We start from the raw sequence: 17,066 nt of genomic DNA, 5'->3' as shown, positions 1-17,066 counted from the left end.
TATGGCAATAAAAGTAGTACCAAGATATGGAAATTCTCTAAAAGACAAACTATACTTACCTGGAATTGCAGGTGGGATGAAAACAACTTTTAGACACTTTTTTAAAAATTTAAGAGATGTTGAAGGGGTAAATACTCTTCAATATCCAGAAGTTCAACCAACAGATATAACTCCAAGATATAGAGGTGTTCATAGACTTACAAAGCATGATGATGGATCTGAAAAATGTGTTGCATGTTTTATGTGTGCAACTGCTTGTCCAGCAGAATGTATTTTTATTGAAGCTGAAGAGAGATTTGATGGAGTTGATGAAAAAAGACCAAAAGAGTTTAAAATTGACCTTTTAGAATGTGTATTCTGTGGATATTGTGTTGAAGCTTGTCCTTGTGATGCGATAAGAATGGATACAGGAATTTTTTCTTTCACAGCTTCAAAAAGGGAAGATTTTATGTTAAATAAAAAAGCTTTAATGGCAAATGAAAGATCAAAGGATTTTGAATAATGGCTGATATAATATTTATTGCTTTAGCATTTTTTGCAATAACTGGTGCTGTTGCTATGCTCGTATATAAAAGTCCGATGTTTAGTGCACTAGGATTATTAATTACAATGCTTAGTGTTGCTGGAATGTTTGCACTTTTAAATGCGACTTTGCTATTTATGGTTCAAATTATTGTTTATGCTGGTGCTATTATGGCTTTAATTTTATTCATTTTAATGTTCTTAAATATTAGAGATGAAGATTTACCAAAAGAGCCAAAGAAATATCAATTGATAGCTTTTGGAGTACTTTTAATGATTCCATTAAATGTATTAGTTTTAAAAGCTGTATCAAATCTTCCAGCAAAAGATTTATCACCAATAGAGAGTGATTTTGGAAAAATAAAACCAGTTGGATTAGAGTTATACAATAACTGGATTGTAGCTTTTGAATTAATATCTATTCTTCTTCTAATCGCCTTAGTTGGTTCTGTTGTTCTTGCAAAAAGAAGAAAATCTAAAATAACTTCACAGGAGGACTAAGAATGATAACACTAACTTCTTATGCAGTTGTATCTATGATATTATTCTCAATTGGAGCAATTGGAGTAATTGCAAGAAGAAATATCTTTGTAATTTATATGTCAATAGAACTTATGTTAAATGCCATAAATTTATTCTTAGTAACTTTTGCAAGATATCATTTTAATATTGATCCACAAATTATAACAATCATGGTTATATCAATTGCTGCTGCAGAAGCTGCAATATTCTTATCAGTTATAATTTTATTATTTAGATCAAAAAGATCTTTAGATACAGATCTATTTACATCTCTTTCACAAGGAGAGAATAAATGAGTACAAATTTATTAATTTGGATTATCTTAGCACCACTTTTAGGTGCTATTTTAAATGGTGCTTTATATTTTTACAATATCAAAAAGAAAAAAATATGTGAAAACTATTTTGCAATTATTGGAACATTAACTCCATTAATATCTTTTTTGATAACTTTAAGCTTATTTTTAAGAATGCTTGAAGAAAAAATAGTATTTAAACAACACCTATTCACTTGGTTAAATGTTTCAAATCTTAATATAGACATGGCATTTTTAGGAGACAACCTATCTATTTTTATGTCAATGTTTGTAACATTTGTTGGTTGGCTAATTCATATTTATGCTGTTGGATATATGAAGGGAGATGAAGGATTTGGTAAATTCTTTGCTTATTTTAATTTATTCTTAGCTTCTATGTTAATATTAGTTCTTGCAGATAATCCAATTATTCTTTTTATTGGTTGGGAAGGAGTTGGAGTTTGTTCTTACTTATTAATTAAATTCTACTATGGGCAAAAAGAGAATGTTATTGCAGCAAATAAAGCATTTATTGTAAATAGAGTTGGAGATTTTGGTTTCTTACTAGGAGTTGCAACACTATTTTTTGCTTTAGGACAAGTTGATCTATCTTTTTCATCTATTGAAGAAAATTTAGGAAATACAACAAATGGTTGGTTATTACTTGCTGGTTTCTTACTTTTTGTAGGAGCAATGGGAAAATCAGCACAAATTCCACTTTATACTTGGCTTCCAGATGCAATGGCTGGACCAACACCAATTTCTGCTTTAATTCACGCAGCAACAATGGTTACTGCTGGGGTTTATATGGTAGCAAGATTTCACTTTTTATATAGTGGAATTGAAGAAATAGGAATATTTATAGCATATATTGGTGCATTTTCAGCCCTTCTTGCAGCTATTATTGCGACAAGACAAACGGATATTAAAAAAATTCTTGCTTATTCAACTATGAGTCAACTAGGATATATGTTTATTGCTGTTGGATTAGGTTTTTATTCAAGTGGTTTATTTCATGTTTTTACTCACGCATTCTTTAAAGCTATGTTGTTTATGGGAGCAGGAGGAATTATAATAGCACTTCACCACGAACAAAATATCTTTAAAATTGCACAACATAGAGCCTCTTTACCTATTATTGGATTAACTTTCTTAATTGGAGTTATTGCAATTTCAGGAATACCACCATTTTCTGGGTTCTTCTCAAAAGATGCTATTTTGACTGCTGCTTTCCAAGAAGGACAATATTTAATCTATGCTATTGCATTATTTACAGCATTTTTAACAGCATTCTATATGTTTAGATTATATTTTATAGTTTTTGTTGCACCAAATCATCATAGAAAAGATTATGTATATACATCAAAGACTATTACTATTCCACTTTTAATTTTAGCTATTGGAGCAGTTGGAGCAGGTTTCTTAAACTTCCCTTCAATTTTTGGTGGAAATCATTTAGTTGATTCTTGGCTTGGTCAATTAAACTCGAAAGTAATAACTCTTTCTCATAGTACAGAGTATATTTTAATGGTATTATCAGTAGTTGTTGCAGCAACTGGTATTTTTGTAGCTTATAAGAAATATGCAAACTTTGATGTATCAAAACCAGAGTTAGAAACAGGATTTATTGGTAAAAAACTTTATGTAGATGAACTTTATGATTTATTATTTGTTAAATCAACAAAAGCTATCTCTAAATTCATTGATAAAGTTATTGACGATAAGGTAATTGATGCCTTTATTATGAAATCTTCAACAAATTTTGTTGAAATTGGTAAAAAAGTTGCATTAATTCAAAATGCAAATGTACGATTCTACGCAGCATTTATGCTAGTGGGAATGGCTTGTATATTTGTATATTTATATATTTCATTAGGGTTATAATATGAGTGCAGATATTCTTTCGTTTATTATATTTTTACCAGCAGTTGTAGCACTTGGTTTACTAATTACTACAAAAGATGTTAATACAATTAGAAATATTGCTTTTCTAACAACAACAGTTATCTTAGCATTAGTATTAAAAGTTTATATAGAGTTTGAACCAAGTTCAAGTATGCAATTTGTTACAAATGTTGCATGGATAGAAACATATGGTATAAATTATTATTTAGGACTAGATGGATTTTCTCTTACAATATTAATGATGATTGCTATATTAATCCCTACTTCTTATCTTCTTTTATGGGAAGGTAAAACTAAAGGTTATTGGATAAATATGCTTTTAGTTCAAAGTGGAGTTACTGGAACACTTTTATCTTTAGATGTTGTACTTTTCTATTTCTTCTGGGAAGTTATGCTTTTACCAGTTTTCTTATTAATTGGACAATATGGATTTGGGAACAAAGTATTCACAACTATTAAAGTTACAGTTTATACAATGGCCGGTTCACTTCTCATGCTTGTAGCAATACTTTATTTAGGGGTTGCTTATCATAATGAATTTGGAGTTTGGTCTTTTGCTTATGATAAATTAATGACTATTTCAATTATTGGTTATTCTGAAAAAGTATGGTTATTTTTAGCATTCTTAGCAGCATTTGCTATTAAAATTCCTCTATTTCCACTTCATACTTGGATTATGGAAACATATAAAAATGCTCCTACAGGTGCTGTATTTATACTATCATCTATAATGGCAAAATTAGGAGTTTATGCAGTTGTAAGATTTATGATTCCATTATTTCCGGAAGTTTATGTAGATTTTGCAACATGGTTTGTTATTATTGGTCTATTTGGGCTTGTTTACTTTGGAATTGCTGCACTTATGCAAGATGATATTAAAAGAATGTTTGCATATTCATCAGCTTCACACCTTAGCTTTATAGCAGCTGGTATTTTCTCATTAAACTCTTATGGTATTAATGGAGCATTATATTTAATAATTGCTCATGCAATAGCAACTGGAGCATTGTTCTTATTAGTTGGTTTAATGCAAGAACAAACAGGTTTTAAAACTATAAAAGATTTAGGTGGAATAGCTAAAAAAGCTCCAATCTTTACATTTATTTTTGCAATTATGCTATTTGCAAATGTTGGACTTCCAGGAACAAATGGTTTCGTATCTGAACTTTTAATTATTTTTGGAGTATTTAATTACAACATTTATTTAGGTGTTATTGCTGGATTATCTGTAATAATTGGAGCTTCTTATATGCTTTGGATGTTTCAAAGAGCAATACTTCAAGATAGACCGGAAGGTTCAGCTGAACTTAATATGAGAGATTTAAAAATAAAAGAGATAGTTGGACTTATTCCATGGGTTATATTAGTATTTGTTATGGGATTTTATCCAGAAGTATTCATAGACAAATTTGAACCAACAGTTACACATTATTTACAAGATATTCTACAAATTGGAGCAACAAAATGAGTCAATTTATATACCTAATACCAACTTTGTTGGTTTTAGCAGGGGCTATTACTCTACTATTTATGAGTATGTATGAAAAAGTTACTGTAAAAAGTCATATTGTTGTATCTTCAATATTTTTAATTTTAGCATTGATTTTTGCATTATTGAATGTAAATACTTTATATTCAATTCAACCTTATGAGAGTTTTTTAAATAACGTATTAACATTTGATACTTTTTCAAACTTTTTTAATATTTTACTAATTCTTGGAACTTTATTGACTCTTTTAATTGGTGAGCATTACTTACAGCATAGAAGCTATTTTAAAGGTGAATTTTTTGCAATCTTACTTTTTGCTTTATTTGGAATGATGATTTTAGCACAAGCGAATGAATTAATTACAGCATTTATTGCTTTAGAAATTGCTTCATTTAGTGTTTATATTATGGTTGGATACAATAGTGATGATTCAAAAAGAGTTGAAGCTATTTTTAAATATCTAGTTCTTGGGTCATTTATTGGGGCATTCTATTTACTTGGGATGGTTTTAGTTTATGGAGCAACAGCTAGTACAAATTTAGCTGATATTTATACTTTTATATCAAATGGTTCAAATGATTTAACTCTTATTTATATAGGATTAACTCTTATTTTCTTTGTATTTTTATTTAAAATTGCAGCATTTCCATTCCAATCTTGGGTACTTGATATTTATAGAGGTGCTCCAATGGTTATTACAGCATATATGGCATCTACATTTAAAATTGCTATATTCTCATTCTTCTTAAGAGTTATATTAGAATATGCTGCACCAATTATAGATTTTTGGGATGGAATTTTACAAATTGTAATTATTTTAACTTTAATTTTTGGAACTTGGCTTGCTATTACTCAACAAATTGTAAAAAGAATGTTAGCAGCATCTTCAATAGTTCATACAGGATATTTACTTTTAGCATTTATTGCTCTAACTTCTCAAGGAGGAAGTATCGTAAATATTGAAGCTGCTTATTCTATAATGTTCTATTTAATAGCATATTTAGTATCAGCTTTAGGTGCATTTGGATTAGCTTCTCATATTATTTCAGAAACAAATGTAAAAGTTACTTTTAATGATTTTAAAGGCTTAGCAAAACAAAGACCATTTTTAGCCGCAATGATGACAATATTTATGCTTTCACTTGCTGGAATTCCTGGAACTATTGGATTTATAGGTAAAGTTTATGTATTTACTGAAACTATTAAAGCTGGTTATACTGCTTTATCTGTATTAGCAATACTTGCAACTATTGTTTCAGTTTATTATTATTTAAGACTTATTGCTGTGATGTATTTTTATCCTCCACAAGATTCTTGTAAAAATGAAGATTTTGATGATAAAAGAGTATCAACATATGCGATACTTTTCGTAGCAATATTAACAGTAATTGGAGGAATAGGTTCTGCTGTTGTATTCTTTATCCCAGCATTAAATATTGATACATTGATAAACTTTGCTCAATTAGCAGTTAAATCTTTATTTATAAATTAGTGTGTTAATTATAGTAACACTATAAAATCTACTTTATATTTTAGCCCCTTAAGAATGGGAAGGGGCTAAATGTAACTTTTCTACAATCTCACCTAAACAAAATACAAAAATTATATATTCTCTGAAGTAATCTTAAACCATTATTTCGATATCATTTTTCTGAAATCTAAAATCGTAAGAAAGGATAGCAAATGAGTGACCTAATAGAGGGTTATTTGGGAAAAACAACAGAAGGGAAAAAGAGTAGATTACCTGCAAAACTTGACTTCATTCAAAGTTTCACAGGTGGATTCTTAGCTTTATTTATGTGGGCACATATGATGCTTGTTGCATCTATTTTAGTGTCAAAAGACTTTATGTATCAAGTTACAAAATTACTTGAAGGAAGCTTTATATTTGAAGGTGGAAATCCACTCTTGGTATCAATTGTTGCTTTAGTTATTTTTGTAATATTTATTACGCATGCAGCTTTAGGTATGAGAAAGTTACCAGGTAACTTTAAACAATATCAAGTAATTAAAGCTCACTCAAAAAGTATGAATCATGATGATACAAAATTATGGTTTATTCAAGCATTTACTGGTTTTGCAATGTTCTTCTTAGGTTCAGTGCATATTTATGTAATAATGACTCATCCAGATCAAATAGGTCCTTATGAAAGTAGTGCTAGAGTATGGGAAGAATACATGTGGCCACTATACATTCTTCTATTATTAGCTGTTGAATTCCATGGAACAATTGGTTTATATAGACTCTGTGTTAAGTGGGGATGGTTTGATGGTGATAATCCAAAAGCAACTAGAAAAGCACTTAAAAAAGTTAAATGGGCTTTAACAGTATTCTTCTTAGTTTTAGGATTTGCAACACTTGCAGCATATATGAAAATCGGTTACGAAAACTCTAAAAACAATATTCCTAGAGATTCATTTAAACCATCAACTGCACAAATTATGAATTATGAATTAAAAACTAAAAGTGTTGGAGGAATCGCATAATGAAAATTAATTACTGTGATGCATTAGTTATAGGTGGTGGACTTGCAGGTTTAAGAGCTGCTGTTGCTGCACAAAAAAAAGGTTTAAGTACAATAGTTTTATCTTTAGTTCCTGTTAAAAGATCTCACTCTGCTGCTGCTCAAGGTGGTATGCAAGCAAGTTTAGGTAACTCTAAAATGTCTGATGGAGATAACGAAGATTTGCACTTTGCAGATACTGTAAAAGGTTCTGACTGGGGATGTGATCAAGAAGTTGCTAGAATGTTTGTTCATACTGCACCAAAAGCTATTAGAGAATTAGCAGCTTGGGGGGTACCTTGGTCAAGAGTTAAAGCTGGTACAAGAGAAGCTGTTATCAATGCTAAAAAAACAACTATTACTGAAGATGAAGATAGACACGGACTTATTACTTCAAGAGACTTTGGTGGTACTAAAAAATGGAGAACATGCTATACAGCTGATGCAACTGGACACACAATGTTATTTGGTGTTGCAAATGAAGCTTTAAAACATAATGTTGATATTAGAGATAGAAAAGAAGCTTTAAGCTTAATCCATGAGAACAATAGATGTTATGGAGCAATTGTAAGAGATTTAATAACTGGTGAGTTAGAAGCTTATGTTGCAAAAGGAACATGTATAGCAACTGGTGGATATGGAAGAATCTTCAAACAAACTACAAATGCAGTTATTTGTGAAGGAACAGGTGCAGCAATTGCTCTTGAAACTGGAATTGCAACTTTAGGGAATATGGAAGCAGTTCAATTTCACCCAACACCAATTGTACCATCAGGAATTTTATTAACTGAAGGTTGTAGAGGTGATGGTGGTATTTTAAGAGATGTTGATGGACATAGATTTATGCCTGATTACGAACCAGAGAAAAAAGAACTTGCTTCAAGAGACGTTGTTTCAAGAAGAATGATTGAACACATTAGAAATGGTAAAGGTGTACCATCTCCTTATGGATATCACGTTTGGTTAGATATTTCTATTTTAGGAAGAGAACACATTGAGAAGAACTTAAGAGATGTTCAAGAGATTTGTCAAATATTTAATGGTATTGACCCAGCAGATGAAGGTCCAAAAGGTTGGGCTCCAGTTCTTCCAATGCAACACTACTCAATGGGTGGTATTAGAACAAAACCAACTGGTGAATCTCAAAAATTAGCAGGTTTATTTGCTTGTGGAGAAGCTTCTTGTTGGGATATGCATGGATTTAATAGACTTGGAGGAAACTCTGTTTCTGAAACAGTTGTTGCTGGTATGATTATTGGTAACTATTTTGCTGATTATTGTTTAGCAAATGATGTAACAATTCCTACTGCAACTGTTCAAAGATTTTTAGATGAGCAAGAAGCTTATTTAGATGAAATTCTATCTTATAATGGAACTGAAGATATTTTCAAAATTAAAAATAGAATGAAAGAATTAATGGATGAAAAAGTAGGTATCTTTAGAAGTGGTGAACCATTAGCTGAAGCTGTTGAAGAGCTAAAAGAGTTATTACAAAAAACTAAACAAATAAATATTAAATCTAAAGAAAAATCAGGGAATCCAGAACTTGAAGAAGCATATAGAGTTCCAAAAATGTTAAAAGTAGCTCTTTGTGTTGCTAAAGGTGCAAGAGATAGAACAGAATCAAGAGGAGCACACTATAGAGAAGATTATCTAAAAAGAGATGATGCAAATTGGTTAAGTAGAACTCTTACTTCTTGGCCATCAAAAGATGCATTAGAACCAGAAATAACTTATGAACCACTTGATATTATGACAATGGAAATGCCTCCAGCATTTAGAGGTTATGGGGCTAAAGGTATGATCATTGAAAATGAATTATCAGCAGTGAGACAAGCTCAAGTTGATGAAACAACTGAACAAATGCAAGCTGAAGGAAAAGATAGACATGAAATTCAACATGCATTAATGCCTTTTGATTTACCAATGAACTATAAAGAGAAAAATGAAAGAGCAGGAGATAAATAATGAGCGCACAAAAAGGTAGAGAAATTACAATATCAGTTCTAAAATTTAATCCAAGAAGTAAGGTTTCTAAACCTCACTTTGTTGAATATAAATTAGAAGAAACTCCAGGTATGACTCTTTTTATTGCTTTAACACAAATCAGAGAGAACTATGATCCAGATTTATCTTTTGACTTTGTTTGTAGAGCTGGAATTTGTGGAAGTTGTGGTATGGTTGTAAATGGGAAACCATCTCTTGCTTGTAGAACACTTGTTTCAAACTATCCTTCAGGTAAACTACAATTAATGCCTATGCCTGCATTTGAACTTATTAAAGATTTATCAGTAAATACTGGTAAATGGATGGATGGTATGAGTAAAAGAGTTGAATCTTGGGTTCATAATGACCATGAAGTTGATATTTCTAAACTAGAAGATAGAATTGACCCAGATGTAGCAAATGACACTTTTGAATTAGATAGATGTATTGAATGTGGTATTTGTGTTGCTTCTTGTGGAACTGCATTAATGAGACCAAACTTTGTTGGACCAGTTGGATTAAACAGAGTTGCTAGATTTGATATTGACCCACATGATAAAAGAACTGCTGATGATTTTTATGAACTAATTGGTGATGATGATGGAATTTTTGGTTGTATGTCTTTAATGGCTTGTGAAGACCATTGTCCAAAACACTTACCATTACAAAATAAGATTGCTTACTTAAGAAGAAAATTAGTAGCACTAAGATAATAATTTATGAGAGTTTCCTCTCATAAATTTAAATAATAGAAAAAGTTAAATATCATATATCTATATGTATTTAACTTTTTTTATTTAGGAGAGATGATGAGTTTAGCAAGTGATTATTTTTTATTATACCATGGTATTTCATTTGAAAAGAATTTGGATATTGAACCTCTAAATACAATTTTAGATGAAAATAACTTTACTATTTTTGCATTAATTATTAGTGCTAATAGAAAAAACTATGATAAATATATAAATCTAACCTCATTTAGAACTTTATGTCAAAACATAAATATAAAAACTCCTTCAAATATAAATGAACTTCATCATATTCAAAATGATATTGTAGAGATAATCTTAAATAATAAAACAAAAAAATACATCAATACTATTCATTCAACATTTGAATACTTAAAAGATGAAAATATATTAAATAATGAAAACTACTCAAAACTAATCTCTTTATTTGATGATAAAGAGTTAGAAAATTCAAATGATGAATTAAATACAAACTTAATTAAAATAGATGATGATCATAAAAGTTCATTTAAAGAATTAAAAACTTCTATTGAAAATATTATCCTTGAACTTAAAAATGAACTTTCAAATAAAGAGATATTATTAGAACTTGAAAATACTAATAAATATATAAATAATCAAAAATTTTCTATAGGGATTACTGGTGTTATGAATGCTGGTAAATCAACTATGCTAAATGCACTAATGGGAAAAGAAATACTAGGAAGTGCAGTTGTTCCTGAAACTGCAAATTTAACAATAGTAAAACATAATCCTAGCAATAATGCTAAAGTTTTCTATTGGAATACAAAAGAATGGGAAAAGATAGAAAATTCAGCAAAACAACTTGAAAGTATGAAAGATTTTGTAAATGAAACAAATAAAGTTTTTCAAGATAGTTTAAAAGACTACATAAAACCTAATTCAAGATTTGATGAAGTTGATATAAATGACTTAGCTTCTTACACTTCAGCTGAACATAGTGGAAAAAAATGTAATTTAGTAAAATATGTAGAATTAGGTTCTAATCTTCCATTTTTACAAGATGGGATAGAAATAGTAGATACTCCAGGTCTTGATGATCCTGTTATACAAAGAGAAGAAATTACAAAAGAGTATATTAGCAAATGTGATATGATGCTACATCTAATGAATGTATCCCAAAGTGCAACTTTAAAAGATGTTGAATTCATTATTGATGCCGTTTTATATCAAAATATTTCAAAGCTTTTAGTTGTTATTACAAGAGCAGATACTGTTAGTAAAGCAAATCTTGAAGAAGTTATAAACTATACAAAAAATTCAATTCAAAAACAACTAAAAGCTCAAAATAAAGACTCTCAATTGGATCATATTTTAAAAACAATTAAATTTGTTCCAATATCTGGATATATGGCACTATTACATAGAACTGGACGAGAAGAGCAAGCACTTGAAGCTGGATTTACTTTAGAAGATACTGGTATTTTAGAAATTGAAAACTACCTAATGGATACTTTATTTGGAACATCTTCACAAAAAGGTGATTTAGTAATACAATCTACAAAAACTCAAATAAGTAGATTAATAGAAAAACAAATAGGATTCAACAACTATGAGTTAACTCTTTTAAGTAAATCAAAAGATGAATTAGAAAAAGAGCTTAATGAATTTAATAAGAAAAAAGAGTTAAATAAAAGATTTTTATCTTCAATGACAGAAGATATAAATTATTATAAAAATGATGCAAAATCATACATAAATTCTCTTGAAACATTTTTACAAAGTGAATTAATAGAACTTCAAAATGTTATAAGACAAAGAGTAGTAAATGATGTACGATACTCTTTAGAAAAAAATAAAAAGCGTCCAGAAAATTCAAGAGTAAAAGTTATAGTTGAAACTGCGGTAAAAGATGGAATTATTGATGTAATTAGAGATTATAGATATAAGTTTATAAAGAAATCTCAAACAATTGGTGAGCAATGTGAACAAAAATATCATGATTTAGGTTTTGCAATAGGACATAAAAATGACAATTTCGATGCTCGTGGATTTTTTCAAGATGATTTTAAATCAGGTTTTTTAACTTCAAATAATGACATTTTAGTAAATCAAATAATCCAAGCTGTATCAAATGCAAAAGATGGGAAAATAAATGAATTAGATAGAATTTTAACAGATATTATCAAGAATGAATTTAAAGCAATTGAAGAAGATATTAAAGCTAAAGCAAAAAAAGTTAGTTCTCTTTTGATAGATACTTTCTTTACAACTTTAAATGCTCCATTAAAAGCCTTTGAACAAAGACTTCAAAATGAAGAACAAAGTTTACAAAATCAGTTATCTTCTTTTGAAGAAAATGATAAAAATAGAGCCGAATTATCTATAAATATTCATAAAAATATTAAAAAATTAGAAAATATCTTGCTTACAATAAAAGGACTACACTAATGAGTGCAAATATAAATATTTTAAAAAGTTTTGTAAATGAGTATAAAGAACAATCTATTCAAAATGAAATTATTTATGAAGATGGATTAGTTGGTGATATAAAAAAAACTATAGATAAACTTCTTGATGAAAAGTTCCATCCATCATTACAACTAAAAACTATTTTAAATAAACAAATTAGACGTGCTAGATATCCAATGGAAGTTGCTATAACTGGTCAATTTAGTGCAGGAAAATCAACATTCTTAAATGCTCTACTTTCAAGAAATATTTTACCAACGGGTATTACTCCTGTTACCTCTAAAGTAAATTTTATAAACTATGGAGAAGAATATAAATTAAAAATTACTTATTATTCTGGTGTTCAAGAGTATGCTCCAATTGAAAGTATTGCTGATTTTACAGATCAAAGAGAAGATCAAATGAAAGATATAAAATATCTTACTTTGTATGCACCTATGCCTATTTTAAAAGATATATCTTTTGTTGATACTCCAGGTCTTAACTCACAATCTCAAAGTGATACAGATATTACAAGAAAAGTTTTAAGAGATGTTGGTGGAATTATATGGTTAACTTTAATAGATAATGCAGGAAAACTATCTGAAGCTGAAGTTTTAGAAGAGTATATGCAACACTTTAAGAATAAATCTTTATGTGTACTAAACCAAAAAGATAAATTAACTGAAGAGCAAATTAAAACAACTACAAAATATGTAAGTGAAAAGTTTGCAAAATATTTTGCTAAAGTTGTACCTATCTCAGCAATAAAAGCTCTTGAAGGAAGAGCAAGTCATAAAGATATTCTAATAGAAGATGAAAAAAATATTATTTTAAATACTTTCAAAGAATATCTAGCAAAAGATAGTAGTTTAGATCTCTTTGAAAAAGAATTTGATAAATATATAAGTAAAATAGAGAATATTAAAATAAGTGATAATACTGATAATACAAAACTTTTAGAAGATTCTAATATCCAAGAAGTTTTAAACTTTATTGATACAACAATTCGTCCACAAGCAGCTGAAGCAAAAGAGTTTGCTATTAAAAAAGATTTAAAAGGTTTTTGTGATATTTTAGTATCAGAATATGAAACAATTATAAAAGTGTATGATGCTTTAATTGAAATACTAGACTCATGTGAACCAAGAGTTGTAGAAGCATTTGATAATATTCATAAAAAATATTCTAAAGAATTATTTAGTATTTATAACTCTTTAGAAGATATTATGGAAAAAATTGCTCAAGAGACATTTAAAAATATTAAAAGAAAAAAAGCTTCAAGATTTGAGGAGTCTAAATCTCTTTTTGGTGGTAAAATTGAGAAATTTGAATATGAATCATTTTGGATTGACTCAGATGCTGTTTATAAAGCATTATTTTATGATGATCAAACAATAGATAAAATGTTTAAACGCTCAATTAAGCTTCTAAAGAATATTGAATTAGATGCTGATGAAGCATTTAGAGATGTTTTTAGAATTGTAAAAAATGACATAGCAAAATGGCAAGAACATTATGAACTATTAAGAAAACAAAGAGAAATAGCTTCTGATATTGAATTTTCTAACACTAGACATTTTGCAGCAAAAGTTTATGAAAATGTTATAAGGGAATTTTATAAAGCAATTTTAGAAAATATTTCTGCTCTAAGAAAAAAATTTGCTTATTTTAATGGTGCTTTATCTTATTCATATATTCAAGTTACTCAAGCAACTATAGCTCACTTTGAACAACAAATTATTGAAAGTGAAGAACTTTATAAAAAAGAGCCTTCAAGATTTTCAATAAATTGCCCAAGAGAAGATGAAATTGTTGCAAAACTTAAAGCAAATTTTGGTTTTGAAAAAATCGAGGATTTCTTGACTTCAAAAAGAAATTACTTATTCAAGATTATAAAATACTCAAAAGAACAATATTTAGATATAAATAAAGCTAGAGTAGAATTTGTACAAGATAAAAAAAGAGAATATCTCGAAAAAATAGATGATATTATAAAAATTAAAGATGATATATAAAGGATCTTATTTTGTTAAAAACTATTATTGAAGATTATAATTTTAAAGAATTAGCACAAAATCATGTAAAAGATATCATTAATCATATTATTAGTAAAAATATTGAATTTAGTTTAGTTGTAAATATTGAATCAGTTATTTTTGAACCAGATTTACCAAAAGATATTAAAAAGAAATTAAATAAATTCTCACTATTTACGCTAGCTGGATATACTTTTACAACAGTAAGAATCGATGGCAATTTTCTATTCTTTGAAGCAGGTTTTGGTGAAGAGAATTTTGGTAGTGTTCTAAAAATACCACTTTTTTCTATATTACAAATTATTGTTAATGATAATATTATTTATATAAATTTAACTGCAACTGTTGAAAAATTTAATAAAAAAGATTTAAAAGATAATTCATTTAATATATTTAAGAATAATCCAAATAATAAGAAATTTAATTAAAATAAGATAGGTAAGTTATTACCTATTTATTTTTGGGAGCAAATTTAAATAGTGCTGAACCCCAAGTAAGACCACCACCAAAAGCATCAAAAAGTATAGTATCTCCAGCTTTTATTTTTCCTTCTTCAAAAGCAAAATTCATAGCCATAGGAATAGAAGCTGCTGAAGTATTACCATATTTATCAACTGTAACAACTGTTTGTTCTTCACTCAAGTTTAAGGCTTCGCCAACAGCTTTTATAATTCTAAAATTTGCTTGATGTGGAATAAAATGTGTTATATCTGAATTTGAAAGATTATGCCTTTTTAACATCTCTTTAACATCAGAAGTAAGAGTTTTAACAGCTAACTTGAAAGTTTCATTTCCTTTCATACTGATACATGCCATTTTATTATCTAAAACCTCTTGTGAACATGGGTGTTTACTTCCACCACCAGCAGTTTTTATTAAATCTTCATATGCTCCATCACTAGAACAATGTACATCAATAATAGCTTCTTCTTTATTAGTTGTTGCACTAATAATTGCTGCTCCTGCTCCATCACCAAATATAAAACATGTTGTTCTATCTTCATAGTTTAATATTGAACTGTATTTTTCCGCTCCAACAATTAAAACATTTTTTTTCATTCCAGATTCAATAAAAGCTTTTGCAATATTTAATGCATATACAAAACCTGTACAAGCTGCACTTACATCAAAAGCCATAACATTTTCTAATTCAAGCTTTGAAGAGATTAAACAAGCAGTTGAAGGCATACATAAAAAATCTGGTGTTACAGTTGCACAAATAACTAAATCAATTTCATTTTTGTTGATATTTGCTCTCTGAATAGCTTGTTGTGCTGCACGATAACCTAAATCTGAAGAAGCTTCATTACTCTCAGCTATTCTTCTTTCTTTAATTCCAGTTCTTTTTGTAATCCACTCATCACTTGTATCAATTATCTTTTCAAAATCTTGATTTGTCATAATTTTTGGTGGAATATAAGCACCAATTGATCTAAATGCTGCATAGGTCATTTTAATAATCCTTAAATTTCTTTACTATTATCTTCTTTAGTTGCATATTGCACTAATCTTTGCTCAATAATAGCATCTAAATTTGAACTAGCTGATTGTATTGCTTGAAATATTGCATTTTTAATTGCTTTTGGATTTGATTTTCCATGAGAGATAATAACAGGAGCTTTAACTCCAAGAAGTGGTGCCCCACCATATTCAGCATAATCTACTCTAACCTTTAAGTTTTTAAAAACTTTTCTCATCAATACTGCTCCAGTAATTGAAATAAGAGATCTTTTTAAATTCTTTTTAATTATTTTACCAATTGTATCTGCAACACCTTCAGCTGTTTTAAGTAATATATTACCAACAAAACCATCACAAACAACAACATCAACTGTACCTTTAAAAATATCACTACCTTCAACATTCCCAGCAAAGTTTGGAACTTTTGAGATTAACTTATAAGCTTCTTTAGTTACCTCATTACCTTTACTTTCTTCTTCACCATTACTTAAAAGTCCTACAATTGGTTCATCAATTCTAAGTACACTTTGAACATATGCTTGTCCCATAACGGCAAATTCAAATAAATTTTTTGCATCACTATCAACATTTGCACCAACATCTAAAACTAATGTATTTTGATTTTCACTTGTAGGCATCAAAGTTGCTATTGCAGGTCTTGATACCCCTTTAATTCTTCCAATTTTCAAAGTTGCTAAAGACATACTAGCTCCAGAATGTCCAGCAGAAACGATTGCATCAGCTTTTCCTTCTTTAACTAATTCTATTGCTTTATAAATTGTTGATTCTTTTCTTTTGAGAGCGTCAGTTGCACTATCGTGCATACTAATAACATCTTTTGTATCAAGTATTTCTATTCTATTAAGAAATGTTGGTGGGATAAGTCTTAAAAGTTGTTCTTTATCTCCTACAGCTATTGCTGTAAAATTATTATTATTTCTAATAGCTAATATTAATCCCTCTATTATAGGTTCAGGACCAAAGTCCCCACCCATTGCATCTATAGCTATTTTTAACATTAGTTTTTATATTCACCAGTGTTTGGATTAACCATATGAGGCATTTTCCAAGATCCATCAGTATCTTTTACTGGTCTTTTTAATTCGATTTTGTAATGAGTTCTTCTTTTTGCTGATCTTGTATGAGACACTCTTCTTTTTGGTACTGCCATAATTATTCTC

The 17,066-nt window shown here is 28.8% G+C and carries 15 protein-coding genes; 12 read left to right on the top strand and 3 right to left on the bottom strand.

Going from position 1 to position 17,066, the window contains the following annotated elements; all coding sequences use genetic code 11:
* The first annotated feature begins 1 nt into the window (after position 1).
* The 12 genes from ALANTH_RS01810 (at position 2) to ALANTH_RS01755 (ending at position 14,852) form a co-directional block, all read left to right on the top strand.
* A complete protein-coding gene (locus tag ALANTH_RS01810) occupies positions 2 to 502 on the top strand; it encodes a NuoI/complex I 23 kDa subunit family protein (RefSeq protein ID WP_026807306.1) in 501 nt (166 codons plus the stop codon).
* The gene (locus ALANTH_RS01805) at positions 502 to 1,023 is read left to right on the top strand and encodes an NADH-quinone oxidoreductase subunit J family protein (RefSeq protein WP_026807305.1); all 522 of its coding nucleotides are present in this window, start codon (positions 502 to 504) and stop codon (positions 1,021 to 1,023) included. Before ALANTH_RS01810 ends, ALANTH_RS01805 begins: the two co-directional genes overlap by 1 nt.
* A gap of 2 nt (positions 1,024 to 1,025) precedes the next feature.
* Positions 1,026 to 1,340 carry an NADH-quinone oxidoreductase subunit NuoK gene (nuoK, locus tag ALANTH_RS01800; RefSeq protein WP_026803147.1) on the top strand — a complete coding sequence of 105 codons (315 nt, stop codon included), beginning with the start codon at positions 1,026 to 1,028 and terminating at the stop codon, positions 1,338 to 1,340.
* Positions 1,337 to 3,223: an NADH-quinone oxidoreductase subunit L gene (gene nuoL / locus ALANTH_RS01795; RefSeq protein WP_026807304.1), complete on the top strand. Its 1,887-nt coding sequence runs from the start codon at positions 1,337 to 1,339 to the stop codon at positions 3,221 to 3,223. Before nuoK ends, nuoL begins: the two co-directional genes overlap by 4 nt.
* A gap of 1 nt (position 3,224) precedes the next feature.
* Entirely contained in the window at positions 3,225 to 4,712 is a 1,488-nt protein-coding gene (locus ALANTH_RS01790; protein WP_026803145.1) for a complex I subunit 4 family protein, read from the top strand.
* On the top strand, positions 4,709 to 6,226 hold the full coding sequence (locus ALANTH_RS01785) for an NADH-quinone oxidoreductase subunit N (protein ID WP_026803144.1): 1,518 nt from the start codon (positions 4,709 to 4,711) through the stop codon (positions 6,224 to 6,226). The genes ALANTH_RS01790 and ALANTH_RS01785 overlap by 4 nt, the downstream gene beginning before the upstream one ends.
* A gap of 191 nt (positions 6,227 to 6,417) precedes the next feature.
* Positions 6,418 to 7,221, top strand: a complete 804-nt coding sequence (locus ALANTH_RS01780) for a fumarate reductase cytochrome b subunit (protein WP_026803143.1) — start codon at positions 6,418 to 6,420, stop codon at positions 7,219 to 7,221.
* Positions 7,221 to 9,206: a fumarate reductase flavoprotein subunit gene (locus tag ALANTH_RS01775; protein ID WP_026803142.1), complete on the top strand. Its 1,986-nt coding sequence runs from the start codon at positions 7,221 to 7,223 to the stop codon at positions 9,204 to 9,206. Before ALANTH_RS01780 ends, ALANTH_RS01775 begins: the two co-directional genes overlap by 1 nt.
* Positions 9,206 to 9,937, top strand: a complete 732-nt coding sequence (locus ALANTH_RS01770) for a fumarate reductase iron-sulfur subunit (protein ID WP_026803141.1) — start codon at positions 9,206 to 9,208, stop codon at positions 9,935 to 9,937. The genes ALANTH_RS01775 and ALANTH_RS01770 overlap by 1 nt, the downstream gene beginning before the upstream one ends.
* A 96-nt stretch (positions 9,938 to 10,033) precedes the next feature.
* Positions 10,034 to 12,385, top strand: a complete 2,352-nt coding sequence (locus tag ALANTH_RS01765; protein WP_026803140.1) for a dynamin family protein — start codon at positions 10,034 to 10,036, stop codon at positions 12,383 to 12,385.
* Positions 12,385 to 14,403, top strand: a complete 2,019-nt coding sequence (locus ALANTH_RS01760; protein ID WP_026807303.1) for a dynamin family protein — start codon at positions 12,385 to 12,387, stop codon at positions 14,401 to 14,403. Before ALANTH_RS01765 ends, ALANTH_RS01760 begins: the two co-directional genes overlap by 1 nt.
* Positions 14,404 to 14,414: 11 nt before the next feature.
* Positions 14,415 to 14,852: a hypothetical protein gene (locus ALANTH_RS01755; protein WP_026807302.1), complete on the top strand. Its 438-nt coding sequence runs from the start codon at positions 14,415 to 14,417 to the stop codon at positions 14,850 to 14,852.
* A gap of 22 nt (positions 14,853 to 14,874) precedes the next feature.
* Here the strand turns inward: ALANTH_RS01755 and ALANTH_RS01750 are convergent, their stop codons facing one another.
* Genes ALANTH_RS01750 through rpmF form a run of 3 tightly spaced genes read right to left on the bottom strand, consistent with a single transcriptional unit; the run spans position 14,875 to position 17,056 of the window.
* Positions 14,875 to 15,876: a beta-ketoacyl-ACP synthase III gene (locus tag ALANTH_RS01750; protein WP_026807301.1), complete on the bottom strand. Its 1,002-nt coding sequence runs from the start codon at positions 15,874 to 15,876 to the stop codon at positions 14,875 to 14,877.
* A gap of 11 nt (positions 15,877 to 15,887) precedes the next feature.
* Positions 15,888 to 16,904 (bottom strand): phosphate acyltransferase PlsX, encoded by a 1,017-nt coding sequence (gene plsX / locus ALANTH_RS01745; protein WP_026803136.1) that lies wholly within the window; start codon positions 16,902 to 16,904, stop codon positions 15,888 to 15,890.
* Positions 16,904 to 17,056, bottom strand: a complete 153-nt coding sequence (gene rpmF / locus ALANTH_RS01740) for a 50S ribosomal protein L32 (RefSeq protein WP_026803135.1) — start codon at positions 17,054 to 17,056, stop codon at positions 16,904 to 16,906. Before rpmF ends, plsX begins: the two co-directional genes overlap by 1 nt.
* Positions 17,057 to 17,066 lie beyond the last annotated feature (10 nt).

The organism is Aliarcobacter lanthieri (assembly GCF_013201625.1).
Taxonomy (GTDB): Bacteria; Campylobacterota; Campylobacteria; order Campylobacterales; family Arcobacteraceae; genus Aliarcobacter; species Aliarcobacter lanthieri.
Note: the sequence above shows the minus strand (reverse complement) of the source record. Positions and strands in the feature narration are given on the sequence as shown.